Source organism: Streptomyces sp. TLI_55, from assembly GCF_900206255.1.
GTDB classification, from domain to species: Bacteria; Actinomycetota; Actinomycetes; order Streptomycetales; family Streptomycetaceae; genus Streptomyces; species Streptomyces aquilus.
The window spans coordinates 103,122-128,113 of record NZ_OAOJ01000002.1 but is presented as its reverse complement, the minus strand read 5'-3'; the positions used below and the strand labels follow the sequence as shown (position 1 = coordinate 128,113).

Here is a 24,992-nt window from a genome sequence, read left to right as displayed (position 1 = left end):
TGTCCCTCCCTGCCGTGGTGGCAGGTGTCTTGACCCGGACTCGAAGCAGGTGTGTGCTCGCACTTCACTTACGGACGACCGTGCAGGGGTCAGCGCGGCCGGTGGGCGCCCTGGGACCCCTCGGTGTGGTCCCCCGACGGCGATCCGCTGTGCTTGTGATACGTCCGGTCGCCCGCCGTCCACACCTTCACGCAGCAGACTAGAGCGCACCGTGGCATCCGTCAGCCGGTATGGCCGAAATGGTTCGTGTTGTACGGCTGCCCCCATACCCGGAGATGCTGTCTGTAGGGCTGGCCCCATGACCTACAGGCAGAGGTCGAGGAAGGCTCGGCGACGGGTGCCGCGCGATGGCTGCGGTCCGGTGGTGCACACCAGCGCCACCGAGCAGGGGCTCGTTCGTCGCTCTTATGCCGATGAAGCCCCTTCTACGCGATGCCCCGGACACATGTGGGTTAGGCTCACACGTATCTATCTGTACATGTACGGCCGCAAAGGCGTGCCCGAGGGGTGCCCGCTGGGGAGCGTGATGACATGGACTGGGCCGACCAGGCGTTGTGTCGGACGCAGCCGGACCGGATGTTCGTCGAGGGCACCGCCCAGAACAGGGCCAAGGCCCTCTGCCGGAACTGTCCGGTGCAGCTCGACTGCCTCGCCCACGCCCTCGATCACCGCGAGGAGTACGGTGCTTGGGGTGCGATGACCGAGCGGGAGCGCCGTGCGCTGCTGCGCCGGCAGCCGACCGTGAGCTCGTGGGCGGAGATCCTCCGTGCCGCCCAGGGGGACGCCACGCTGATCGGCTCTCTCGGGCCGACCGAGTGCCGGTAGTGCCTGCCGAGCCGGTTCACACATGCGAGTGGTGCGGCTCACCTGAACCGTGGCGCTGATTCACACGTCCAAAAGGTGTGTGACACCAGACCTGGAAGAAGCTGATGCACGATGAAGGACGGCGCGACCGTCTGGCTCCCCTACCAGCGAGACCAGGTCCCAGGGCTGCCTGACGGGCTCTCCTACGCCTACTGGGACGGCACCGACCCGCTGCCGGGCGATCCTGCCGGCGTCCGCTTCCTCGTCGGTATACCGGCGCCCGGGGCCGAACGCGTCCTGCGCCCGGTCCTGCCGTACCTGCGCAACCTCGAGGTGCTTCAGCTCCTCAGCTCCGGCTACGACCACATGGTGCCGTTGCTGGCCGAGCTGCCCGCCGGTACCCAGCTGGCCACCGGGCGTGGTGTGCACCGCGAGACCACCGCCGAACTGGCGGTCACCCTGCTGCTGTCACTGTGCCGGGGCCTGGACCGGTTCGTTGCCCGCCAGGGGCAGGGGGAGTGGGTGCCCGAGGTGTGCACCACCTTGGTCGGCAAGCGTGTCCTCGTCGTCGGCTACGGCGCGGTCGGCGCCGCGGTGGCCGCCCGGCTCGGCGTGTTCCGGTGCGAGGTCGTCCTCGTGGCCCGCACCGCGCGCACCACCCCGGTCGGCCGCGTGCACGGTGCGGCTGAACTCCCCGCGCTGCTGCCCACGGTGGACGCCGTGGTGCTGTGCGCGCCGCTCACCGACGGCACGCGCGGCATGTTCGGCACGGACGCCCTGTCCCTGCTGAAGGACGGGACGCTGCTGGTCAATGTCGCCCGCGGTGAACTCGTCGACACCGGCGCGGTGGTCCGCGAGGTGAGGGCAGGACGCTTGCGCGTCGCACTCGACGTCACCGACCCCGAGCCCCTGCCCGCTGGACACCCGCTGTGGAGTCTGCCAGGCGCCCTCATCACCCCGCACGTGGCGGCGTTCACCGACGCCTTCCCCACGCTGACCACGGACTTCCTCCGTCGGCAGCTGCACCGCTACGCCCGGGGCGAGGACCTGCACAACATCGTCTTCACGGCGCCCCTGGCCCAAGGAGGCGAGCAAGCTGCCTAGGCCCACGACCCCCACGTACGGCGACAAGCACCCACGACTGCTCGGACCTGACACCCGGCTCGCGCAGGTGTTCGCCGCCTTTGAGACGGCGGGTCACGCTGACCCGGCCGGAACCTGGCAGGCCCTGACGACCGCCTGGAACTGGGCCGCACCCCTGCCGGCCGCCATGTGCCACCCCGACTTCCCCGGGGCGACCGCACGGCCGGCGCCTGGCGGCTTCACGCTGTCCGGGCTGTGGAGCCTTCCCCCGCGCGAGGAGGCCGGACCCTGGTCGACCCTGCCGGTCCCCGTGGCGGGGGCCGGCGAACCGGACCTTTTCGTCGTCGCGTCGAAGGTGCTGCCCAGGACGAGCGGGACCGGCACCGTGGTCCGCCTCGACGACCTGTACGTCCCCGCCGGCTTCGCCACGCACACGGCGGGCGCTCCGCTGCGGGACGGCGACGCGGCGTTCCTCTGGACGGCGGTGGCCGCCCTGGCCCTGGGCACGGCCCGCCGTGTCACCGACGTACTGGCCGCCCTGCATGCGGGCGGGGCGGCCAGTACCCCCTATGCCGCGGTGGCTGCCGAGGTCGCCGCTGTCTTGTACGACGAGCGGCTCAGCCTGGCCGCCGCTCTGCACGACGTCCCGTCCGCCCGGCAGGGCCTGCCCGCGGCCACCGAGCGGCGGCTCGCCGCTCACGTCCCACGAGCCGGTCAAGTTGTCCAACATGCGGTCGCCGTGGCATACGAACACGCGCTGACGGCAGACTGGAGCGGCGCCTGCCACCCCCTGGTGAGCCTGATTGAAGCGGGTTCCCCGATACTTCAGCAGGCGCGCTACGCGACGGAGGTCCTGCCGCCCCGCGACAGGACCTCCTTGAGGAAGGCTGGACACGGTGACGACCGCCGCATATCAGGGTGAACCCGGCTCCAACTCGGCGACCGCCGCGCGCGCCCTCTTTCCCGAGGCCCGCGAACTGCCCTGCACCAGCTTCGAGCAGGCCCTGGACGCCGTTACGCTCGGCGCCGCCGACATCGCCGTCATCCCGGTCGACAACTCCGCGGCCGGACGCGTCGCCGACGTGCACCATCTGCTGCCCGAGTCGGGGCTGTTCATCGTCGCCGAGCACTTCCTCGCCATCCGCTTCGACCTGATGGGCGTGCCCGGCGCGACCCTGGACCAGGTGGAGTGCGTACGCAGCCATGTGCATGCCCTTGGACAGTGCCGCAAGATCCTGCGGGAGGGCGGCTGGCGCACCCTGGTCAGCGACGACACCGCGGGAGCGGCCCGCGAGGTGGCCGAGCTCGGCGACCCGCGGCACGCTGCGCTGGCCCCGCCCGCCGCAGCGGACCTCTACGGCCTGAACGTGCTGCGCGCCGAGGTCGAGGACGACCCGGACAACACCACCCGCTTCGTGGTCCTGTCCCGGGACGCGGCCTTCGCCCCGCACACCGGGGAACCGACGATGACGAGCCTGTTCTTCTGTGTGCGCAACATCCCCAGCGCGCTCTACAAGGCGCTCGGCGGGTTCGCCAGCAGCGGTGTGAACCTCACCAAAATCGAGAGCTATCAGATGGGCGCGGGCCTCAACCCCAGCCGCTTCTACGTCGAGATCGAGGGCCACCCCGATGACGAGCGGGTCGCCCTGGCCCTGCACGAACTGCGCTTCTTCTCCTCCGAAGTGCGCATCCTGGGCGTCTACCCCGCGCACCCGCACCGCGCCGGGAGCTGACGACGGGACGGGTTCCCCGTCGCCGTCGCCGTGGGCGCCGGGGAACCCGTCATCAGCAGGACGTAGCCGACCGCCCCGAAGGTTCACATCACGGCGGACACATGTGTGTGGCCATCGACACCTGCCGAGAGACATCACCTGGCGGGCGCGGCCTGTGGCCACCTTTTAAGGTGTGAGTATGACCCAGCACCGCAAGGGCCTCGTCCTCGACTTCGGTGGTGTGCTGACAACCCCCCTGCTGCCCGCCGCGCTCGCCTTCGAACGCCGCGAGGGCCTGGCCGAGGGAACCCTGCTCACCGCCCTCTACCTGGACGCCGAGGCAATCCGGCTGACCGAGGAACTGGAGCGCGGCACACTCACGCAGACCCGCTGGAACGAGGCAGCCGCCGAACGCCTCGGCATTCCGCCGGACAATTTGATGGGCCGCATCTTCGCGGACCTGCGCCCCGAGCCCATGATGATCACCGCAGCCGCAGCCGCCCGCCGGGCGGGCATCAAGGTCGGCATCCTCTCCAACTCCGTGGGCCCGACCCCGTGGAACCTGTACGACGGCTACGACGTAGAGACTCGGTACGACGCCCTGGTGCTGTCCGAGGCCCACGGCGTGCGCAAGCCCGAACCGGAGATCTTCCGGCTCATGCTGAAGGAACTCGATCTGGCGGCCGAAGAGTGCGTGTTCGTCGACGACACCGAGCAGCACCTGCCGCCGGCCGCCGAACTGGGCTTCGCCATCGTCCATGCCGTGGATCCCGCGCAGACGGTGGCCGCGCTTGAAGCCCTGCTCGGCGTCCCGCTGATGTGACCGAGCCCGCGGGCGGACACGGCCCCGAACCGGACCACCCCTTGAGGAGACACTTGTGAAACTGGGCCTGGCCCTACCGACCTTCGGTCCCGACGCCCGTCCGGAAGGCATCCTGCGGATCTGCCGCACCGCCGAGGACATGGGATACGACTCGCTGTGGACCGGCGACCGCGTGCTCGCTCCCCGCGTGCCGAGCGCGCCGTACCCGAGCTCGACCGGTGAGATGCCGCGCGCCTACGAGAACCACATGGATCCGTTGGTCGCCCTGACGTTCGCCGCGTCCCACACGACCCGGGTCCACCTGGGCACGAGCACGCTGAACGGTCTGTGGCTGCCACCGCTCATGCTGGCCCGATCGTTGACCACCCTCGACGTCCTCAGCAAGGGCCGTCTGATCGTCGGACTGGGCCTGGGCTGGATGCCCGACGAGTACACCGCCGTCTCCGTGCCCTGGAAGGGGCGCGGAGCGCGGCTCGACGAGACCTTGGACGTCCTGGAGAAGTACTGGGCCAACGACGTCTTCGCGCACGAGGGGACGCAGTTCACCATCCCGGAGACCGTGGTGGGTCTCAAGCCGAGCCAGCGGCCCGGACCGCCCGTACTGCTCGCGGCGTTCAGCCCCGGCGGATTGAGGCGCGTCGGACGGCGGTGCGCCGGTTGGCTTCCCGTGGCGATGCCGCTGCCCCACTTGCTGGGCATGTGGGACGTCATCCAGAAGGAGGCCGTAGAGGCCGACCGCGACCCCGCGGCCCTGCGCATGGCGCTGCGCGTCAATCCCGAGCTGACCGACACGAAGACCGACCCGGACCGGATGCCGCAGGCGGGTACCCTCGCCCAGTACATCGACTACGCGCGGGCCGCCGCCGAGGCGGGCGTGCACGAACTCTTCGTGGACTTCGGGCAGATACCCGCCACGCTCACCGAACGCGTCGATCTGGCCGGCCGTTTCCTCGAAGGGGTCCGCCGAGGCTGAGGGGGCACGGCGCGGAAACTCGGGTTCGTCCGGAATGTGTGCGCTCCATTTCTGGTTCCGAGAGCACGCACATCGATGGGAGAACCGCCTTGAAGCGCCCTGACTCCGAGAGCCAGCCGTCCCGACTCCGCCGTGTCCGCCTGCCCGGAACCGTGCCCGTGCCGGCCGCGGCTGCTTCCCGGAGACCGCAGGACGAGGACAAACAGCAGCAGGCCTCCGGCGCGGACCCGGCCCGGCAGCTCGCGGAATGAGATGAGCGGCGGCGGGACACACCCCCCGTATCGCCGCCGCGTGGATGACGGCCCTCGGGAACACCTTGACCCAGGTGTTCCCGAGGGCCGTCGGTGTTGTCAGGACGGGCCGAGGCCGTTCAGCAGGGTGTCGACGACGATGTCCGCTGCCTGGCCGGGGCTCAGTTCGGGCAGCTGCCGGGTCACGAGGTGCATGAGCTGGGGCAGCAGAGCGCTCGCCCAGCCGTCAGGGAGACCGCGTCGCAGAAGTCCTTCGTCAGTGGCGCGCGCGAGGAACGTGTCGACCTCCTGCATGGCGGCGTCGCGGCGCGTGTGGACGCTGTCCTCGGCGAGCATGCGGCCGAGGTCGACGGGCCAGGTCCGGTTGACGGCGATGATGTTCTCGACGTAGCGGTGCAGGGCGACGGCGACGGGGGCCTCGCGCAGCCGCGCGTCCTCGATGGCGTCCTCGATGGCCGTGAGCCGGGCTTCGTAGATGGCCGCGAGAAGGTCCTCGCGGTTGGCGAAGCGGCGGTAGACGGTGCGCCGGTCGACACCTGCCTCGGCGGCGATGCTCGCGATGCTGGCGCCGGGGTCGGCGGCGAGCATACGTGCCCCGGTGGTCAGGACGGCTTCCAGATTGCGTGCTGCGTCGGCTCTCACCGGCCCGAGTCTAGTGCCGCGATGTGATGCCTGAGACATCTAACGCCTCTCGGGAGTAGAACCCTACCCATTAAGTGCTACATTAAAGTGACAGATACAAAAGCTTCAGTCATTCTCTTGTCCTACTTCTGGGGAGGTATCTTCCATGTCGAAGGCATCCGTATCCGCATCACCCAGGACAGGCGGGGTCGCCGCCGCGATGAGCGTGCTGATCCTGGCCGTCCTGCTCGCCGCCCTGGACCAGACGATCGTCTCCACCGCGCTGCCCCGGATAGCGGAGGACCTCAACGGGTTCGACGACATCGCATGGGTCAGCGCCGCATACCTGCTCGCCTCCACCGCGGTCACCCCGTTGTGGGGCAAGCTCGGGGACATGTTCGGCCGCAAGCGGCTGTACCTGACGTCGACCTCGATCTTCCTGGTCGCCTCGGTCGCCTGCGGCCTCGCCCAGAACCTGCCCGAGCTGATCGGCGCCCGCGTCCTGCAAGGCATCGGAGGCGGCGGCATGATCGTGCTGACCTTCGCCCTCGTCGGCGACATCGTCGCCCCGAGCGAACGCGGCCGCTATCAGGGCATGTTCGGCTCCGTCTACGGCGTCGCCAGCATCGTCGGCCCCCTGTTGGGCGGCGTCTTCACCGACCAGCTCTCCTGGAGGTGGGCCTTCCTGATCAACCTGCCCATCGGCATCGTCGCCCTGACCATCGCCGCCCGCGCTCTGCCGGCCGCCACCCGAGGCGTGAAGGCCCGCATCGACTACCTCGGGGCCACCCTCCTGGCCGCCATCGCCACCGGCCTGGTCCTCGTCACCTCCTTCGGGGAGCGCTGGGGCTGGGGCTCACCGGCCATCGTCGGCCTGATCGTCGTCACCGTCGCGCTGGCCGCGCTGCTGCTGCCCGTCGAGCGCCGTGCCGCCGCCCCGGTCATGCCGCCGGCCATGCTCGGCTCGCGGACCGTGGTGTTCTCCTCGCTGATCGCCTTCTTCGCCAACGCCGCGATGTTCTCCGTACTGGTCTACCTGCCGACCTACCTCCAGATCGTCCACGGCGTCTCGGCCACGCTGTCCGGCATCTACATGCTGCCGCTCGTCGCCGGTCTGGTCGTCAGCCAGTCCCTGGCCGGACGCTGGGCCGCACACGTCCACCTGCTGCGCAAGATCCTGCTGGGCGGGCTGCTCGCCAACCTCGCCGGACTGCTCCTGCTGGGCACCATCGGCGCGGCCACCAACACCCTCGTGCTCAGCGTCTACTTCCTGATCACCGGCGTCGGCATCGGCATGGTCCCCATGGTCGTCCTGACCTCCGTCCAGAACAGCGTGCCCGCCACCGATCTCGGCGCCGCCAGCGCCGTGGTGACCTTCTCCCGCTCCATCGGCGCGGCCTTCGGAGTCGCCGTCTTCGGCACCCTGCTCAACACCGGCTTCGCCGACCGCACCCACGCCCTGCCCACCGCAGGCGGATTCGACGCCGCCCGCCCCGACACGATCGGCCGGCTGCCCGCCGCCCTGCGCGACACCGCCCTGGACGCCTTCGCCCACGCCATCGCCACCGGCTACCTCTGGATCGCCCCGGCCCTCGTCGTCGGCATCCTGCTCGCGCTCTTCCTCAAGCCGGCCTGCAAGAGCGGCGAGGCGGACCCGACCACTCCGGACACCGCAGCCGTCGGCACCGCAGTCGCCGACGCCAAGGCCGCCGACGCCAAGGACACCGTCACCGCCGCCTGACCCACCGCACGTACCGCCCTCGTCCGGCCGACACCCTCACGGGTGCCGGCCGGCGGCGTGCTACGGGGCGCTCTCGGCGAGCCGCTTGAGCTGAACCAGCCACCGGGAGCTCAGACGCTGCGCCCACGACGGGGACGACACCTGAAGCGACTTGGCGGCCGGACCCCGGAGCACACTCTCGGTCACCACATGGGTGCCGGACTCGACCGCGGTGATCAGCCAGGCCTGGTACAGCTGCACACCGGCGCCGACCCCCGACCAGCCGAGCCGGTACGGCGGCACATGCTCACCCACGAAGATCTCGAACCGATGCCCGTGGAGCCACACCTCGAAGTTCCTGACAAGCGGCCCGACCCGCACCTCGGTGACGCCCGGAACCCACTCCGGCCACCGGGCCACATCGCTGAGCAGCTCGAAGGCCCTGGCGGGCGGGGCGTTCACGACGGCCCGCGCCGTGCAGAAGCTCTGGGCCTGGTCGGGGGAGAAGCCCGATGGCCAGTGGATGTCCGGGTGGCTCTCCGAGGCGCCGGGCATCCGGGTCCCCTCTCGTGGTGCGGGGTGGCTCCAGAGGCGGCCACCGGTCGAGGACGGACAGGAAGGACCTCCTCCACATCACTCTCCGCGGCGGATCGGCACCCCGCATAGGTCATATGACTTGGGGGAAACTCAGCAGCCCCAAGGCACCCGGATCCGGTGCGTCACCGGCCGTCGTCCGCCCTCGCGTCGAGCTCCGACAGCGCATCGCGCAGCGCTGCCCGCGAGGTGATGCCCAGCTTGGGATAGATCTGGTACAGGTGTGTGCCGATGGTCCGGTGGGACAGCATCAGCCGCTCGGCGATCTGCTTGTTGGTCAGCCCGGTCGCCGCGAGCCTGGCGATCTGCAACTCCTGCGCGGTCAGTGCCACCGGGCCCGGCCGGACGGCGGCCGGCGCGGACTGGCCACTGGCGCGCAGCTCCGCCGCGGCACGCGCCACCCATGGCTTGGAGCCGAGCCGCTGGAAGGTCTCCAGCGCAGGGACCAACTGATCCCGTGACAGCGCCGTGGCCCGCAGCCGCCGCAGCCGTTCGCCGTAGAAGAGACGCACCCGCGCCACGTCGAAGGGCCAGCGCTCCGGATCGGGCAGGGACAGTGCCTGCTCGAAGAGCGCCAGGCCGGGCCGGCCGGGCGTGGTCAGCGCCTCGCAGGCCAGCACCAGCATCTCCAGCCGGGGCGACAACGCGGCCATCGACGATTTCCGCATCGCGGCCGCGTGGGCCGCGGCCTCCTTCTCCCGGCCGGTACGCAGGGCCGCCTCGACCAGGTCCATCGCGCCCCACATGGCGATCGGCAGATACGGGGCCACGGTCCCGGGCGGGCTGAGCGTGCAGGCGTGCTGGTAGGCGGTCTCGAAGTCGCCGCTGCCGAGGGCCGCCAACGCCCGGGCGTGGCAGGCGAAGAACCGTGCGCCGTACGTTCCGCGCGGCATCGCCCACCGGACGATCTCCTCGGTCAGCGCGGCGCTGGTCTCCGCGTCGCCCTGCACCGCGGTCACGGCCGCCTGGATGTACTGGAAGTACCACGCGAAGAACCGGTAGTCATGGTTCTCGCACAGCGTGAGCCCCTCGGCGGCCAGCTGGGCGGCGTCCTCCCAGCGGCCCAGATGGAAGTAGTCCAGGCCCAGATGCATCAGGGCCCCCAGGTGCCGCCGCACCGGCGCGGTCCCGGCGCGGCCCTGCTCCGCCAGCTGGAGTGTGGCCCATCGGAAGTCGCCGAGCCGGTCGGGGAAGACCGAGGCGGTGCCGACGCGGATCACCCGGGTGGGGTCGTCGCCGACCGTGGCGATCAGCTCTCTCAGCCGGGGCAGCGCCGCCGCACCCGTGCGCGCCGGGTCGGCGAAGGTCTGGGTGAGCACCCAGAGCAGTTCGGGGGGTTCGGGGGTGAGCCGGTTCATGAACGCGAGCATCGGTTCCCACAGCTTGGGGTCACCGCCGTACCAGCACAGCAGCACCAGCAGGTGCAGCGCCTCGATGAGCCCCTCGTCCTCGGCGTCGTAGCCGTGCTCGGGTTCGGCCGACTCGATCGCGCCGATCAGCAGCCGGTAGGCGGTGTCGATGTCGCCGTCCCGGTTGATCAGCAGGAAGGCGGACGCGGTGGCCGCGTGCAGCGACTGGTGTCCGGCGGGGTGGACGAGCCGGGACTCGGCGAGCAGCCGTGTGGCGTCCTCGAGTTCACCGCCGGAGTCCACGCCGACGTAGGCCGCCACGGCGAGCCGGCGGCTCTCGTCGGACGCGGCGGGGCTCAGCCCCGCGGCCCGGGTCAGCGCCGCGACGGCGCCGAGCGCGTCCCCGCGGCGCAGCCGATGGCGCGCGGCCTCTTCCAGCAGGGCCGCGACCTTCTCGTCCGGGCCCGTCGCCGCCTCTCCCAGATGCCAGGCGCGGCGCTCCGGCTGGTCTCCGAGCACGTCCGCGAGCGTCTGGTGCGCCCTTCTGCGATCCGTGGCGCTCGCCAGCTCCACCACCGCGGAGCCGATGAGCGGATGCCGGAAGGAGAGGCGGCGGTTGTCGGCGGAGATCGTCACCAGCCGGTTCCGTTCGGCCGGAACGAGGTCGTCGACATCGGCCCGGCCGGCTGCGGCGGCCTCGATGGCGGTGAGGTCCCCGGTTCCGTCGAGGGCCGCGAGCAACAGCAGCTCCCGGCTGCGGGCGGGCAGTTCCGCCACCCGCGAGGCGAACAGGGCCTGCAACCGCTCACTCAGCGGCAGTACGGCCGGCACCGCCGCGAGCGTGGCACGCTGCTCGGCGGAGAGCGCGGTCGGTAGCTCCACCAGCGCCAGCGGGTTGCCGCGCGCCTCGGCCGCGATCCGGCGCCGTACGGCGGGGGAGACGTCGGGGTGCGCGAGCGCGAGGAGCTCGGTCGACGAGACGTCGTCCAGCGGCTGCAGCCGGTGCTCGGCCAGGCCGCTGGACTCGAAGAAGCTGTCGGAGCCGTCACGGGAGGCGGCGAGGAAACCGATCCGGCTGCCGACCAGCCGTCGGGCCACGAACCCGAGCACCGCGTTGGTCGCCCGGTCCAGCCACGGCAGGTCGTCGATCACGAGCAGCAGTGGCGTACGGGCGGCGGTCAGTCGTAGCAGCAGCAACACCGCCGTGGAGGTCAGCAGCCGGTCGGGAGCCGGCCCGCCCCCGATGCCGATCGCGACCCGCAGCGCGTCCTGGTGGGCGGGATCGAGGACGTCGAATTCATCGAGGAGGGGGAGAAGAAGCTGGTTGAGACCGGCGTAGCTGATGTCGCCCTCGAACTGCACACCGGCCGCGCGCAACACCCGGACGCCGTTGTGCAGGGCACCGGTCGCGACCGCGTCGAGCACCGCGGTCTTGCCCACCCCCGCCTCGCCCGACACCAGCAGGGCCGCACCCTGGACCTCGGAGTTGCTGAAGAAGGACTGGATGAAGGCGAGGTCCCGGTCGCGTCCGACCAGCCGTGTGGAGGCCGGACAGGCGGTCGAGCCCAGGTCATTCATCGAGCTGCCTCCAACGGCGGACGTCTGGAGGCCCGGTGCTGTCCGCCGACCTGGCTGCGTTGCACCTGGCTCCGTGCGGTCATGCAATCACCGCAGTCTAAAGGGCGTCCAGATCATGCTCTTGCCGGTCGGACCGGCGGGCAGGGTGGGGGAGCGGCCTGCCGGTGGTCTCTTTTCGTGAGTGATACACAAAGCGTAGGGCTCCCCCTATGGTCCGGTCGTGAGGCGGTTCGGCATGCTGGGAGCATGCGCATCAACATCGTCGTCGTCGACGACGACCCTGGGTTCCGCCGCATCGCCACGACGCTGCTTGCGGCACGGGGCCTGCATGTCGTGGCGGAGTCCCGGGACGGCGCCTCGGCCCTGGCCGCGGTGCGGGAACACCGCCCGGACGGGCTGCTGCTGGACCTGCACCTGCCCGACACCGACGGCCTCAGCGTCGCACGCCGGCTCAGCGAGGAGAGAGACCGGCCACGGATCGTGCTGACCTCCACCGACAAGTCCTTCTGGTCGCCGGAGGAACTGGAACGCGCGGGCATCGAGTCCTTCGTCGCCAAGGACAAACTCTTCGACGCCGACCTCAAAAGCCTGTTCACCCCCACCGCCCCCTGACCCCCTGACAGCGGCTCACTGGCCGAGGTAGCGCAGCACCGCCAGGACCCGCCGGTGCTGGCCGGTGGCCGTCTGGCTGAGGCCCAGCTTCATGAAGATGCCGGTCACATGCCGCTCCACGGCGGCGACGCTGACGAAGAGCTGCTCGGAGATGCCTGTGTTGGAGTGGCCCTCCGCCATCAGCGCCAGGACCTCGCGCTCCTTCGGCGTCAGCGCGGCCAGCGGATCCTCCGGACGCTTGCGGCCCAGCAGCGCCGCGATCACATCGGGGTCCAGGGCCGAGTCCCGCGCCAGGACCCGCTCGACGGCGTCGATGAGGATCTGGGGGCTGGCCACCTTCTCCTTGAGCAGATAGCCGACCCCGCTCGGATCGTCGCCGACCAGGTCGAGCGCGTAGGAGGCGTCCAGGAACTGGGAGAGGACGATGACGGCGGTCTGCGGCCGGGCGGCGCGGATCTTCTGCGCGGCCCGCAGGCCGTCCGCCTCCAGGCCCGGAGGCATCCTGATGTCGGTGATCACCACGTCGGGGCGGTGTTCGCCGGCGGCCCGCACGAGGTCCACCGCGTTGTCGACGGCCTCGATCACGTCGATGCCCGACTTGCGCAGGATGGCAGCGATGCCTTCACGCATGAACGGCTGGTCTTCTCCGAGCACCGCCCGCAGTGGTTGGCTCATGGCGGGATCCTAACCTGCGGTGCTTCCGCACCGAGTTGACGAGGGAAAACGGGCTTGGTGATCAAGTGGTCCCTGTCGTCGGAGCCCAGCTCAGGAACCGGTTCGGTCCACTCCGGGGCCGGGGCGGGGAAGCCCGCGCCGAGGTCGTTGCGCCCGTCGGGGTACGCGAGGGGTAGGTCGACGATGCCCTTCTGGAGGTCGACGACGATCAGGCGGCGGGTGGATCACGCGGAGGCGCTGGTGGCCTCGACCTCGCGGGCGTACAGGCGGGCCAGCTGGACCCGGGAACGGACGCCCAGTTTCTCGAAGGCGTGCCGCAGATGGGTGTTCACGGTGTGCGGGGAGACGAACAGCCGTTCCGCGGCCTCGCGGTTGGTGGCGCCGTGCGCGATCAGCCGCACCACGCCGAGCTCCGATCTGGTCAGCCCGCGCCATGTCGCGCCGGGCACGGTGGCCGCCGCGACGGGCGAGCCGTCCGCGAGCCGCAGCTCGACCGAGCGACGGCGCACGGACAGCCGGAGCGGCGCCGGCAGCGTGGCGGCGACGGCCTCCCGCACCGACGGGTGCACGAAGGCGAGACATTCCAGCTGGGCCCGCATGAGCCCGGCCGCGAGCACTTCGCGCAGCGGACGCAGCAGCGCCGCCTCCCTGCGGTCCAGCATCCGGGACAGATGCCGCACTCCGAGACTGTCACCGACCCCGGAGGCCGTCAGCACCAGTTCCCGGGCCTGCGACGTCAGTTGATCGAGCCGCCGCGCGGCGACGGCCTCGGCCAGCACCTCCTGGCGCGCCTCGCCCGCCGTGGCCCTGAGGAGGGCACACGCGTGCCGGATCGCTCCTGGCAGTCCGCCCAGCAGCGGCAGGTACGGTTCGGCCTCCCCGGCCCGCGAACCCAGAAGATCCGCCACGAGGAGCCGTACCGAATCCGGGTCCAGGGCCGTGAGTTCCAGGGACTCCGTGCGCTCGGGCGGCAGGTTGCGGCGAAGGGAAACGACGGCCGGCACATCGAGGTGGGAGCGTGCGGCGAGCACCCACAGCACGGGCAGTTCGGCCAGCCGCGCGGTGAGGGTGCGCACCGCGAGCAGCGTCAGGTGGTCGCAGAGGTGCAGGTCGTCGAGGACGACGAGGACCGGCTGTTCGTGGGAGAGTTCCCGCAGGGCGTCCTCCACCGTCCGCAGTACCTCGTGCGGGGGGCCGGGCTCGGCCACCCCGGGCATCTGACGTGCCAGCGCGTCCAGCAGCGGAGCCAGCGGCGGCAGGTCGCCGCCGGCGACCCCGCCCGCGGTCAGCGGCACCGCCCCGGCCAGGGCCGCCTTCTCGGCGGCGAAGGCCAGCAGGCAGGACTTCCCGGCGTCGGCGGGGCCTTCGACCCACACCACTCCGCCCTCATGGCCGTGGACCAGCCGCAGCACCCGCCGAAGAAGCCCTTCCCGCTGTGCGCCGTGTCCCCGCGGGGTGGCCTCGGGTACGAGACGGGTGACGCCGTTCGCCGTCGGGGGGACGTCGATCATCCTGATCAAGGCAGCCTCCAGTGGTCCGTGGGCCGCATGGCCGGCCGGACCAGCACCAACAGCGGCCGTATGCGCGCCACGTCATGGCACTCACACGTGTTGTGTCCTCGGTCGGCACACCTGAGCTGCACCGTCCGTGAGACAGGATGGACCCGCTCCGCTGCCCGTGGCTGTCGAGGAGACCTCACCGCGGTGGCTGGCCCACCTGACGGATGGTGTGGGGAAAACCCGAGGGCTGCGCGTGTGCAGGCCCGTGCCGGGGCCGCCCGCGCCTACTTCTCCGCAGGTCAACGGCCCTGTGAGCGCCGCAAGGTGGGGTGGACCCTACAACGACGTGGGGGAACCCCGAGCAAGCGCGAGGGAGCGCACGACAGACCGGGGTGCGGCCCGCTCCGAGACTTGGCGCTTGGATCGGGAGTTCCCGCTGCGGCAGACGCGAGGTGCCGGGCAGCCGACACCGCTGGACATCTCTTGAGCCGGAAACCCCCACAGGAACCCAGGCATCGACGGGGTTCACCGATACGACGAGAACGCGCCGCGCATGTCGAAACACACGCGGAGACGAACGGGGAACGCACATGGCTCAACTGGAAACACCTCGGGACGAGATCCGCGACGAGGTGCGCCAGTCCGCGTACCCGTCCGTGTATCAGCCCCTGCGTCAGCCCGTCCGCCGCCCCGGCGTACGGGTGACCATCGGCCCGCACGGCGCGCTCACCCGGGCGACGATGCTGGCCAGCTCGCTGGTCTCGGCGGCCGTCGGTGGCCTGCTGGTCCTCGTGCCCGTCCCCACCCCGGCCGCGGCCGGGACGCTGTTCGGGGTGCACATCGCGGTGCAGGGAGTGCTCCAACTGCTGGCCGTGCAGCGCTCGACGACCGCCTCGGCGGCGGTGCGGTGGCTGCTGGCCGCGGGCGGCGTCGCCGCGTTGCCGCTGGGCGTGGTCCTCTTCTACGGCTGGGCCGACACGGTGTTCCTGCTCGCGCTGTGGACCGGCTGCGGCTGGCTGCTGCGGGGACTCACCATGGCTATCTCCGTCACCTCGCCCTCGGTGAGCCATGTCTTCGTCTACGACGACGTCCTCAACGCCGTGATCGTCTCGGCCGGTCTGTTCATGACCGCTTTCCCCTTCGCGTCGCCGGAGCAGCTGGCCCATGTCGGTGGCTTCGTCCTCGTGGCCACCGCGGCCTTCGAGGCGCTGGCCGCCGCCCGCCGGCATGCCCGGACGCTGCGCGCCGTCGCCTGAGTCCGGCGCGACGCGGGAGTACGCCGCGACAGCACGACGCCGGAGCACGACAACCCACGTTCCACGCCGAATGACCGGCTGAGGCCCTACTAGGAGGCGACCATGAAGAAGTGCCATCTCGCACTGGAGATCACGCACTGGGTGTTCTCGGAGCTCGACCTGCCGCTGGAGTGCGAGTTCTCCTACGACACCCAGGACCCGCTCGCCGTCACCCTGGTCCTCGACACCCAGGGTGTGCGCCCGGTGACCTGGATTCTCTCCCGCGACCTGCTGGCCGACGGCATGGCCGCCCGCGTCGGCGAGGGCGACGTGACGCTCTGGCCGGTGCTCGATCTCGACGGTGAGCCGTCCTCCTTCTGCGTCCGCGTGGGCAGCAGTCACAAGGCGGTGTTCGAGATTCCCGCCGAGCCGGTCACCAGCTGGCTGGCCAGGACCTACGAGATGGTGCCCCGGGGAACGGAGTTGGACGGCGTGGACTGGGACGAGCTGGTCCAGCTCGCGGAGTGACGGCGGCGCGCTCGGGCCGCCGTGGCCACACGGACGTGCGACAGACAGACGTAAGGAGAGAGGAAGACCATGGGAAACACTCTGCGCCCCTTGCTGACCGACTGGCAGTGGCAGCAACGTGCCGCCTGCCGCGGGATGAGCAGCTCCATCTTCTTCTCGCCCCCGGGCGAGCGGGGCCGAGCGCGTCACGCCCGCGAGGAGCGGGCCCGCGCCGTCTGCGGCCGGTGCGAGGTGGTGGACATCTGCGCGGCCATCGCCCTGAAGCAGGGGGAGAGTTACGGAGTCTGGGGCGGGCTGTCCGGCAACGAGCGTCGACAGATCGGTACGGACGTGACCGCCGAGGGGGCCGAGCCGCACGAGTCTTCCTCCCGGTGAGGGAAGCGGGCCCGGGCCCGGGAGCAGACCCCCGTGCCCGGCGAAGTGACGTGCTGGGCCCGGGACAGCCCGGCCAGCCGGTGGGTGGTGTACACCAGCAGGGACAGGCTGATGGCGGCCAGGACGGTGTAGAGGGTGTCGTCGTCGAAGCTGTCCCAGGCCGTGTGCAGGGCGACGGCGATCGCGTAGACCAGCACCAGGACTCCCACGGAGCGGCGTTGCCAGTGGTGGGACGCGGCCGACCACAGCGCGGCGCTCGTCAGCCCGGTCCACGCCATGTGGGCGGCCGGGCTCAGCAGGCCGCGCACCACCAGCAGGTGGTCCACCACATGCAGGTCACCGCCGGACTGGACGAGCTCGACGAGCGCGTATCCCATCGTCTCGAACACCGCGAAGCCCGCGCCCGACGCGACACCGATGAGCAGGCCGTCGCCGGGGGAGCGGCGCCTGATGAACAACAACAGCACCAGTGGCATGACCAGCTTCGCCACCTCCTCGATCACGCCCACGGCGATCAACGGCAGGACGTCCAGCAGCGCCAGCGTCCGATACTCCAGGAACCCGGCCGTGGTCACCCCGACGGCACCGCCGACCAGCGCCGTGATGCCGACGACGGCCGGGCCGACGCCGAAGTCGAGTCGCCGTCCCGCCACGAAGGTGACGAACGCGGCCGGTACCAGGCCCGCACCGAAGAAGAGCAGGGCCGGGACCAGGTTGGGGTTGCCGGTGGAGATCAGCGCCGAGTGGATGAGCCAGAACAGCGGCAGGCCGACGGCGAGGACGGCCAGCCATCCCCAGCGCCGGCCGATCCGGACCAGTTGGCCGCCGTTCCTGCGGGCCGGGTTCTGCGGGTCGGACACGGGGTCCTCCTCTCGGGCACGGGGTGTGCCGCGCTCCGAGGGTGGCGCGCGGGGCAGCGAACCACATCACACAAATGTGCCAAAAGGTGCATGCGGCCGATGTCGATCACCTGCCAATCACTCACATGTGTGATGCCCGGTCCAGGGGACGGCGACAGCATGTGTGTACGCAGCCGGGAGCGCCGCATCCCGTGACCCGCCGGCAAGGAGAAGAGCCATGGCCGCACCCGTACCACCCCGCCACGACCCGCGGTCCCCGTGGCGCTCCGAAGGGGTGCCGGGCGGATCGCCCACACCGAACGGCCGCCGCTCCCGTGGCGGCTGCCTGGTGCAGATCGTCGTCTTCCTCGTCATCTACCTGGGGACCGGCCTGCTCTACAACACCATGCACGGCGACGGCACCACGTCCGTCGACTACACGGCCTTCACGGCGCAGTTGGACGCGGGCAACGTCAGGACCGTCTACTCGCGGGGCTCGGAGATCCAGGGCACGCTGAAGCAGGCCCGCAAGGTGCCGGGAGCGGACGGGGCGGACGAGAGGGCGACCTACACCCGCTTCAAGACGTACAAGCCCGCCTTCGCGAACAGCGACCAGCTGTGGCGGGAGATCGAGCAGAAGAAGGTGTCGGTCTCCGCCTCCCCGGTGGCGCAGGGACCCGGGCTCGGCCAGTCCCTGCTGGTGTCGCTGCTGCCCACCGCGCTGCTGATCGGCGTCTGGGTGTTCGTGGCCCGTAAGGCGGGCGGTGGACTGGGAGGCATGAGCGGCGTGTTGGGCCGCAAGCCGCCCAAGCCGGTCGAGGCGGAGCAGGGGCGGACGAGCTTCGCCGACGTGGCCGGCATCGACGAGGTGCAGGACGAACTCAACGACGTCGTCGACTTCCTCAAGCGCCCCGACGCCTACCGCCGCATGGGCGCGAAGATGCCCCGGGGCGTGCTGCTCGCCGGTCCGCCCGGGACCGGCAAGACGCTGCTCGCGCGGGCCGTAGCGGGCGAGGCCGGGGTGCCGTTCTTCTCGGCCTCGGCATCCGAGTTCATCGAGATGATCGTCGGTGTGGGCGCCTCCCGGGTACGGGAGTTGTTCGCCGAGGCCCGCAAGGTGGCCCCGTCGATCGTCTTCATCGACGAGATCGACACCATCGGCCGGGCCCGCACCGGCTCCGCGGTCGGCGGTCACGACGAACGCGAGCAGACCCTCAACCAGATCCTCACCGAGATGGACGGCTTCTCCGCCTCCGACGGTGTCGTGGTGGTCGCCGCGACCAACCGTGCCGAGATCCTCGACCCCGCGCTGACCCGCCCCGGCCGCTTCGACCGGGTAGTGACCGTCTCCCCGCCGGACCGCGCCGGCCGCGAGGCCATCCTGCGCATCCACACCCGCTCCATGCCGCTCGCCCCGGACGTCGACCTCGCCCAGGTAGCCCGGACCACTCCGGGCATGACGGGCGCCGAGCTGGCCAACCTGGCCAACGAGGCGGCCCTCCTCGCCGTCAAGCGGGACCGGGCCCGGGTCACCGGGCACGACCTGTCCGACGCCCTGGAGAAGGTCCAGCTCGGGGCGCAGCGCCCGCTGGTGATGCCGCAGGAGGAGCGTCGTCGTACCGCGTATCACGAGAGCGGACACGCCCTGCTCGGCATGTTGCAGCCGGGCGCCGACCCGGTCCGCAAGATCACGATCGTGCCGCGCGGCCGGGCCCTCGGCGTCACCCTGTCCACCCCGGACGCGGACAAGTACGCCTACACCGAGGAGTATCTGCGCGGGCGGATCATCGGCGCCCTGGGCGGTATGGCGGCCGAGCGCGTCGTCTTCGGGGTCATCACCACAGGCGCGGAGAACGACCTGGAGCACGTCACCGGCATCGCACGCGGCATGGTGGCGCGCTGGGGGATGAGCGATCGGGTGGGCCACCTGTCCGTGCTGCCCGCCGACAGCCAGCAGCCCTACGGCATGTCCGCCGCCCCGCACACCCTGGATCTCGTGGACGACGAGGTCCGCAGGATCGTCGAGGAGTGCTACGGCGAGGCGTGCCGCGCCTTGGAGGACAACCGGGACCGCCTGGACGCCCTGGCGGCGGCCCTGCTGGAGCACGAGACGCTGGAGGAGGCGGACGCCTACCGCATCGCCGGAGTCGCGTCCCCGAGCGAGCTCACGGACCTCACCAAGGAGTGAGCGAGACCCCTCGCCGACTTGCCGTGCGGAAGGGTGGCTCAGGCCGCGAACCCGATGTTGGTGACGTACTCGTACTGGCCCCACTGCGAGCCCAGGTCCACGATCTGGTCGACCCACGCGTCGTCCAGGGCCTGGAGGTTGTCGGCGGCCCAGGCCTCGACGATGCGGTCCCAGTGGCGGATGTTGAGCGTGCGGTACTCCACCATGCGCTGGCGGGGGCGGGGGACCTGCGACTGGTTGAGGGGGTGGATCTCGACGCGGGTGCCGCGGCCCTCGCGGTTGAGGCGGGCCAGGAGGTAGCGGGCGGTGTTGTGGCGGCGGACGGTGCGGTAGGCCTGCTCGATGCGGTCGAGGTTCTTCCTGGAGGGGCTGCGCTTGCCGTCCAGCCATGCCTTCAGGGTGCGGTCGGTGACCGTCAGTCCCGCGGCGCGTGCGGCGGCCCGGGCGTGGTCGGTGCGCGTGAGGTAGTGCAGGCGGGCCAGCAGGCCGCGGCGGGCGGTGACGGGGGTGGCGATGTACCCGGCAAGCGAGTCGAGTCGGCGGGCGACGGCCTCGTGGCCCTTGATGCCGCGGGCGCCGTACATGCCGAACTGATGGGTGCGCTCCGGCATTTCGCCCTCCTCCCAGGCTCAGGGTCTCTTGCTGGAGATCAGTATGGGCCAGGAGGTGGCGAAGTTCGCCGTACGGGGTAGCGGTGTTTCCGCGTGGCCCGAGCCTGCGGCGGCAGGGCTTGGGTCGCTGGTGGCCGCGCTCGGTCGCTGTCGAGAAGTCCCAGGTCAAGGCGTTCCCGGCGGGGGGCAGCGACTGAAGCGATTGAAGGCCGGGGAATGGGCGAAGGAGACAACGCCCGCACCGGTGCTTTTCGGACGGCGCGGCTCCGGTCGGCTTCAGGTCAGATCCAGAGTCGCTTGAGTCGCTTCGGTAGCTGAGCCCGCAGGCGGCGTCCGCTTCGGTCGCTGACCCTCGATCGGCCCGGAAAGCGACCAGCGACTGAAGAGGAGCGACCCAAGTCGCTTCGGTAGCTCTTCAGTCGCTGTGAAGAAGTACCAGGTCAGATGGGGTGTACTTGGGAAAACAGCGACTGAAGCGACTCGGCGACCAGGTATATGAAGACATTGGCGCGTGCGTGCGTGTGCGCGTGTGTGCGTCATATATTCAGTCGCTGAGTCGCTTCAGTCGCTGTTTTGGTCTTTCCATCACCTCTGACCTGCGGTTTTCTCAGAGCGACTGAGTAGCTACCGAAGACGTTCAGTCGCTGGGCTTTGGTCGCTCAGTCGCTGAGCCCCCGAAGCGGAATCGAATCTTTGTTTTCCACAGGGGCCTCTCAGTTCCCACTTGCTTCGCTAGGCTGTTCCGGTCGCTCAGTCGCTTCGGTCGCTGGTGGGGGGTGCGCATGGCCTCTGAGCTGCACAACTCACGTAGCTACTCATCTCTGGCCGCCCCGGTCGCGGGCCCGTTGGTGACAGCTCGGTGGTGTGCCAGCCGGGGATGGCCCGTTCATCCCCTGGCCCCGGGGCGCAAGACCCCCGCGGGCAACTGCGAGGACTGCCGGCGGCCCGGCCATCACCACAAGGGCTGCGGCTGCCCGGCCGCGGGCCGCTGGTGCCACGGATTCCACGCCGCCACCCTGGACTTCGCCCGCATCGAGCAGTGGTGGGGCGCCAACCCGGGCTTCGGCGTGGGCATCTCCTGCGGGCCCGCGGGCCTGCTGGTCGTTGACATCGACGCGCACGAACGCCAACTGCCGGGCCGGGACCGACTGCTGCCGGGTATCGCGATCTCCGACAGCATCGACCTGACCGGGCTGGCCAACGGCTTCCACACCATCGGCGTGCTGGCCGCCCTGCGCGGTTTCACCAGCCCCGCCGACGACGAGACCACCCTGCGCGTCAGGACCCCCTCGGGCGGCCTGCACGTCTGGTACCGGGCGCACAGCGGGCACCGCTGGCAGTGCTCCACCGGCTCCGGCGTCCGCGCCCTGGCCTGGCAGGTCGACGTACGGGCGCACGGCGGGTACATCGTCGCCCCCGGCACCGTGACCGACGCCGGGGTGTACGAGCCCGTGGGCCCCGCCCGGGAGCCCGCGCCGCTGCCCGACTGGCTGGCCCGCGAACTGGAGCGCACCGGGCACCTGCCGCCCGCCTACGTCCCCGCGCCCCGGCCGGTGCCGCCACGGGCCCGGCAGGCCGTCCTGGCCGCCGGAGGGGGCCACAGGGGTGCCGGACGTGTCCTGGCCGCGCTGCTCGCCGAGGTGGCCGCCTGCGCCGCCGTGACCGAAGGAGCCGCGTTCTCGGAGAAGTTGAACCGGGCCGCCTTCACCGCGGGCGGCCTGGTGGCCGGAGGGCAGCTCGCCGCGGAGGAGGCCGAGCACGCTCTCAGGGAGGCCGCGGAGCACGCCAGGCCGGGCCAGGAGCGCCGCTACACGGCCATCATCCGCAGCGGCCTCAGTGCCGGCCGCACCCGCCCGCTGCTGCCGGGAGGTCGCGCATGACGTCCCGCCAGGAAGACACCCTCTTCGACGCCCAGGCCGTCGCCGCGCAGATCCTCGCCCAGCGCCCGCCCGCGCCGGCCCCCCGCCCAGAGGAGGCCGATCCCGTACAGGCCGAGGCCACCGCCGACGGGCTGCTGCCCGACACCCTCAGCGACCGGGGCAACGCCAAACTCTTCGTCAGGCTCTACTCCAACGACTACCGGCACGTCCCCGGGCTCGGCTGGTTCCGCTGGGACAGCACCCGCTGGCAGATGGACGAGGACGACACCGTGATGTGGGCGGCCGGCGACCTCGCCGAGTCCCTCGCGAGCAACGACCCGCGCGGCGTGTTCACCTTCTCCGCGTTGCAGCAGCACCGCCGCCGGGCGCTGAGCACCAGCGGCATGAACGCGATGCTCGCGCAGGCCAAGTCCGCGCCTGGCATGGTCCTCAACGCCGCCCGGCTGGACGCCGACCCGTACGCGCTGTGCACCCCGGCCGGAGTCGTCGACCTGCGCACCGGGCTGATCCGCACCCCCGACCCCGACAAGGACTTCCACTCCCGCTCCACCACCGCGGCGCCCCAGGCGATGCCCACCCCGCGCTGGGACCGCTTCCTCACCGACACCTTCGGCGACGGCCCCGAGGGCGTCGAGATGATCGACTTCCTGCATCTGCTGCTGGGCTACTCCATCACCGGCGACGTCGGAGGGCAGGTCATGCCGTTCCTGTTCGGCTCCGGCAAGAACGGCAAGTCGGTGCTCCTGGACGTCCTGATCAAGCTCATCGGGGACTACGCCGACGCCGCCCCGCCCGGCTTCCTGATGGCCCGCCCCTACGAGGGCCACCCCACCGACCTCGCCGAACTGCACGGCCGGCGCGTCATCGTGTGCAGCGAGGTCAAGCCCGGCGACCGCTTCGACGAGGCCCGGGTCAAGCTCCTGACGGGCGGCGACCGCATCAAGGCCCGCCGGATGCGCCAGGACTTCTTCAGCTTCCAACCCACCCACAAACTCTGGCTGCTGGGCAACCACCGGCCCGAAGTGGGCACGGGCGGCTTCGCGTTCTGGCGGCGCATGCGGCTCATCCCGTTCGAGCGGGTCGTGCCGGACGACCGCAAGGTCGACAACCTCGCGGACATCCTCGTCACCGAGGAGGGCCCCGGCATCCTGAACTGGCTGATCCTGGGCGCTCGTCGCTACCTGAGCGGCCAGAAGGACCTCAACGGCCCCGAGCGGGTGCGGATCGCCACCACGGCGTACGCGGAGACCGAGGACCACACCGGACGCTTCCTGTCGGAATCCTGCCGACTGGCACCGGAGTTGAGGGCCGAACAGGCACAGCTCTACGCGGTGTACAAGAGCTGGTGTCACAATGAGGGGGCCCCGGCGCTCTCGTCCCGGGCCTTCGCGGCGCGGGTCCGCGAGGTGGTGGGACTGGAATCGCCCAAGGCGATGATCCTGTCCAACCAGCGCAAGTACTACCCGGGCATCGGACTTGTCGCCGACGAGGAGACAGCATGAGCGCCCTCATCGCCGAGGACGAGCTCGTCCACGAGGACGAGCTCGTCTGGCTCGAGGACATCAGCACGCTCGACTACGTACGCCAGAGCCTTGACCGGCTGCCCACCCGGCGCGGCAAGCCCCCCTACCACCGCGACGGCCGCATGGTCGGCTACGCGGTGCTGGGCTCCGGGGCCAAGCCCTCCCGTTCCTCGGGCACCTTCCGCCGCCGGGTGTTCTGGCTGCTCCCGCACGACCGTGACACCGACCCCGAGGGCCTGTACTCGACGGGCGCGCCCGCCGAGGCGGTGGATCCGCGCACGCTGGCGCCGGGCAGCAAGGGCTGCAAGACGGAGCGTTCGGAGGGCGGCCCGCCGTCCTCGGCGATGCGTGCGCTGGGGATCACGCTGCCGTTGTGACGGTGCCCGGGAAGCCGAGCAGCTGTCGACCGGTGGCCGGGGGCGTGAGGGCTTCGGGAGCCCCTTGCTTGGCGTACCAGGCGGAGCAGGCGGCCAGGCGCTGCTCGAAGCCCGGGCCCGGGTGCAGACCGGTTCGCTGCCAGATGCGGCTGGTGTCGAACCAGCAGTCCTCGGTGAGCAGGGCGTACTGGTGGTCGGAGAGGTCGGGTACCAACTGCCGCACCAGCGCGCGGTGTTCCTTGGGCGGTACCTCCTGCGCCATCGGCAGCCCAAGGAAGGCGCGCATCTTCGCGTAGAGCTCGTCCATGGGCAGCGGACGGGGGTCGGCCACGTGGTACGTCTCGCCGTCGTGCCAGGACTGCCGCGTCAGCGTGACGATCACACGGGCCAGGTCCTCGGCCGCGATGACGGAGGCCCGGGGTGTGGCTCCGGCGGGCCAGTAGGGCGCCTGGCGCAGCACGCGGGCCAGGGTGGGGATGAACCAGCGGTCGCCGGCGCCGTAGATGAGGTGGGGGCGCAGGACGATGCCGCCGGCGGCTCGGACTGCCTCCTCGGCCCGCAGGCGCGAGATGCTGGCCGGTGAGGCGGGGGAGGGGGTCAACTGCCCCTCGGCAGGCCCGCGGTGGGGGCCCATGCCGTAGACCGAGGCGGTGCTGACGTAGAGGAAGCGCCGCACTCCGCTGCGGCGGGCCTCCTCCAGCAGCGCCTGGGTGCCCAGGTAGTTGATGTCGTGGCACTTCTGCAGGTCGCGGCCCACGTAACTGGCGGCGTGGATCACCGTTTCGACGCCCGCGCAGACCCCGTGCAGGGTGGAGGGATCGGTGATGTCGCCGGCCACGTGCCGTACCGCGTTGGCCGCCGTCACGTGAGGCAGCGTGCGGGACAGTACGCGGATCGCCGGTGTGGTGGTGGGCGAGGAGTGCTCGCGGGTCAGTTCCCGCAGAACGGCGCTGCCGATGAAACCGGTGCCTCCCACGACCAGGACAGGGCCGGTGTTGCTGCCGGCTGCCGTGGCAGTGCTGGGCCTCGATGTCAAAGAGAGCATGACTGGGCTCCTTGGAAAGGTAGGCATCCTGGCGCTCTAGCGAGCGCGGCCTCCACAGTCAGAAACATACCGCTTATTCGGTTTGTTTTAAAGGGGG

Annotated in this window: 23 protein-coding genes; 15 read left to right on the top strand and 8 right to left on the bottom strand. The window is 70.9% G+C overall.

Going from position 1 to position 24,992, the window contains the following annotated elements; genetic code table 11:
* Positions 1 to 531 precede the first annotated feature (531 nt).
* From CRP56_RS43550 to CRP56_RS43525, 6 genes are all read left to right on the top strand, one after another.
* Positions 532 to 825, top strand: coding sequence for a WhiB family transcriptional regulator (locus CRP56_RS43550; RefSeq protein WP_097275302.1), 294 nt, complete (start codon positions 532 to 534; stop codon positions 823 to 825).
* Positions 826 to 936: 111 nt separating this feature from the next.
* Positions 937 to 1,908, top strand: a complete 972-nt coding sequence (locus CRP56_RS43545; protein WP_097275300.1) for an NAD(P)-dependent oxidoreductase — start codon at positions 937 to 939, stop codon at positions 1,906 to 1,908.
* Between the two features lie 67 nt (positions 1,909 to 1,975).
* Positions 1,976 to 2,809, top strand: coding sequence for a hypothetical protein (locus CRP56_RS43540; protein ID WP_257042199.1), 834 nt, complete (start codon positions 1,976 to 1,978; stop codon positions 2,807 to 2,809).
* The gene (locus tag CRP56_RS43535; RefSeq protein WP_097275296.1) at positions 2,784 to 3,620 is read left to right on the top strand and encodes a prephenate dehydratase; all 837 of its coding nucleotides are present in this window, start codon (positions 2,784 to 2,786) and stop codon (positions 3,618 to 3,620) included. The genes CRP56_RS43540 and CRP56_RS43535 overlap by 26 nt, the downstream gene beginning before the upstream one ends.
* 178 nt (positions 3,621 to 3,798) lie before the next feature.
* Entirely contained in the window at positions 3,799 to 4,422 is a 624-nt protein-coding gene (locus CRP56_RS43530) for an HAD-IA family hydrolase (RefSeq protein WP_097275294.1), read from the top strand.
* A 55-nt stretch (positions 4,423 to 4,477) separates the two neighbouring features.
* On the top strand, positions 4,478 to 5,395 hold the full coding sequence (locus tag CRP56_RS43525) for a TIGR03619 family F420-dependent LLM class oxidoreductase (RefSeq protein ID WP_097275292.1): 918 nt from the start codon (positions 4,478 to 4,480) through the stop codon (positions 5,393 to 5,395).
* Positions 5,396 to 5,745: 350 nt separating this feature from the next.
* On the opposite strand, the gene CRP56_RS43515 is transcribed toward CRP56_RS43525, so the two are convergent.
* A complete protein-coding gene (locus CRP56_RS43515) occupies positions 5,746 to 6,234 on the bottom strand; it encodes a TetR/AcrR family transcriptional regulator (RefSeq protein WP_097275285.1) in 489 nt (162 codons plus the stop codon).
* Between the two features lie 199 nt (positions 6,235 to 6,433).
* Between CRP56_RS43515 and CRP56_RS43510 the strand changes: the two genes are divergently transcribed.
* Entirely contained in the window at positions 6,434 to 8,008 is a 1,575-nt protein-coding gene (locus tag CRP56_RS43510; RefSeq protein WP_097275283.1) for an MDR family MFS transporter, read from the top strand.
* A gap of 60 nt (positions 8,009 to 8,068) precedes the next feature.
* On the opposite strand, the gene CRP56_RS43505 is transcribed toward CRP56_RS43510, so the two are convergent.
* Complete coding sequence (locus CRP56_RS43505) at positions 8,069 to 8,542, bottom strand: SRPBCC family protein (RefSeq protein ID WP_097275281.1); 474 nt, start codon at positions 8,540 to 8,542, stop codon at positions 8,069 to 8,071.
* Between the two features lie 164 nt (positions 8,543 to 8,706).
* Entirely contained in the window at positions 8,707 to 11,508 is a 2,802-nt protein-coding gene (locus CRP56_RS43500) for an ATP-binding protein (protein ID WP_097275279.1), read from the bottom strand.
* A 246-nt stretch (positions 11,509 to 11,754) separates the two neighbouring features.
* On the opposite strand from CRP56_RS43500, the gene CRP56_RS43495 reads away from it, so the two are divergent.
* Positions 11,755 to 12,120, top strand: coding sequence for an ANTAR domain-containing response regulator (locus CRP56_RS43495; RefSeq protein ID WP_097275277.1), 366 nt, complete (start codon positions 11,755 to 11,757; stop codon positions 12,118 to 12,120).
* Positions 12,121 to 12,135: 15 nt separating this feature from the next.
* Here the strand turns inward: CRP56_RS43495 and CRP56_RS43490 are convergent, their stop codons facing one another.
* Both CRP56_RS43490 and CRP56_RS46915 read right to left on the bottom strand, forming a co-directional pair.
* Positions 12,136 to 12,795, bottom strand: coding sequence for a response regulator transcription factor (locus CRP56_RS43490; RefSeq protein ID WP_097275275.1), 660 nt, complete (start codon positions 12,793 to 12,795; stop codon positions 12,136 to 12,138).
* Between the two features lie 224 nt (positions 12,796 to 13,019).
* Complete coding sequence (locus tag CRP56_RS46915; protein ID WP_101924622.1) at positions 13,020 to 14,306, bottom strand: helix-turn-helix transcriptional regulator; 1,287 nt, start codon at positions 14,304 to 14,306, stop codon at positions 13,020 to 13,022.
* A gap of 578 nt (positions 14,307 to 14,884) precedes the next feature.
* Between CRP56_RS46915 and CRP56_RS43480 the strand changes: the two genes are divergently transcribed.
* The 3 genes from CRP56_RS43480 to CRP56_RS43470 all read left to right on the top strand — a co-directional run bounded on the left by CRP56_RS43480 (position 14,885) and on the right by CRP56_RS43470 (position 16,432).
* Entirely contained in the window at positions 14,885 to 15,550 is a 666-nt protein-coding gene (locus CRP56_RS43480) for a hypothetical protein (RefSeq protein WP_257042196.1), read from the top strand.
* Between the two features lie 102 nt (positions 15,551 to 15,652).
* The gene (locus tag CRP56_RS43475; RefSeq protein ID WP_097275273.1) at positions 15,653 to 16,057 is read left to right on the top strand and encodes an SsgA family sporulation/cell division regulator; all 405 of its coding nucleotides are present in this window, start codon (positions 15,653 to 15,655) and stop codon (positions 16,055 to 16,057) included.
* 69 nt (positions 16,058 to 16,126) lie between these two features.
* On the top strand, positions 16,127 to 16,432 hold the full coding sequence (locus CRP56_RS43470; protein ID WP_097275271.1) for a WhiB family transcriptional regulator: 306 nt from the start codon (positions 16,127 to 16,129) through the stop codon (positions 16,430 to 16,432).
* Here CRP56_RS43470 and CRP56_RS43465 read toward each other — a convergent pair.
* Positions 16,333 to 17,292 carry a PrsW family intramembrane metalloprotease gene (locus CRP56_RS43465; protein WP_097275269.1) on the bottom strand — a complete coding sequence of 320 codons (960 nt, stop codon included), beginning with the start codon at positions 17,290 to 17,292 and terminating at the stop codon, positions 16,333 to 16,335. The genes CRP56_RS43470 and CRP56_RS43465 overlap by 100 nt on opposite strands.
* Positions 17,293 to 17,509: 217 nt before the next feature.
* On the opposite strand from CRP56_RS43465, the gene ftsH reads away from it, so the two are divergent.
* On the top strand, positions 17,510 to 19,459 hold the full coding sequence (gene ftsH / locus CRP56_RS43460) for an ATP-dependent zinc metalloprotease FtsH (protein ID WP_097275267.1): 1,950 nt from the start codon (positions 17,510 to 17,512) through the stop codon (positions 19,457 to 19,459).
* A gap of 38 nt (positions 19,460 to 19,497) precedes the next feature.
* Here ftsH and CRP56_RS43455 read toward each other — a convergent pair whose 3' ends face one another.
* Positions 19,498 to 20,070: a transcriptional regulator gene (locus tag CRP56_RS43455; protein WP_097275265.1), complete on the bottom strand. Its 573-nt coding sequence runs from the start codon at positions 20,068 to 20,070 to the stop codon at positions 19,498 to 19,500.
* A gap of 782 nt (positions 20,071 to 20,852) precedes the next feature.
* Between CRP56_RS43455 and CRP56_RS43450 the strand changes: the two genes are divergently transcribed.
* From CRP56_RS43450 to CRP56_RS43440, 3 genes are read left to right on the top strand one after another with little or no spacing between them, the layout of a single operon-like run.
* Entirely contained in the window at positions 20,853 to 21,950 is a 1,098-nt protein-coding gene (locus CRP56_RS43450) for a bifunctional DNA primase/polymerase (RefSeq protein ID WP_097275263.1), read from the top strand.
* Positions 21,947 to 23,452, top strand: coding sequence for a DNA primase family protein (locus tag CRP56_RS43445; RefSeq protein WP_097275261.1), 1,506 nt, complete (start codon positions 21,947 to 21,949; stop codon positions 23,450 to 23,452). The genes CRP56_RS43450 and CRP56_RS43445 overlap by 4 nt, the downstream gene beginning before the upstream one ends.
* A complete protein-coding gene (locus CRP56_RS43440) occupies positions 23,449 to 23,850 on the top strand; it encodes a DUF6009 family protein (RefSeq protein WP_097275259.1) in 402 nt (133 codons plus the stop codon). The genes CRP56_RS43445 and CRP56_RS43440 overlap by 4 nt, the downstream gene beginning before the upstream one ends.
* On the opposite strand, the gene CRP56_RS43435 is transcribed toward CRP56_RS43440, so the two are convergent.
* Positions 23,834 to 24,895: an NAD-dependent epimerase/dehydratase family protein gene (locus tag CRP56_RS43435; protein WP_097275257.1), complete on the bottom strand. Its 1,062-nt coding sequence runs from the start codon at positions 24,893 to 24,895 to the stop codon at positions 23,834 to 23,836. The two genes, CRP56_RS43440 and CRP56_RS43435, sit on opposite strands and share 17 nt — an antisense overlap.
* Positions 24,896 to 24,992 lie beyond the last annotated feature (97 nt).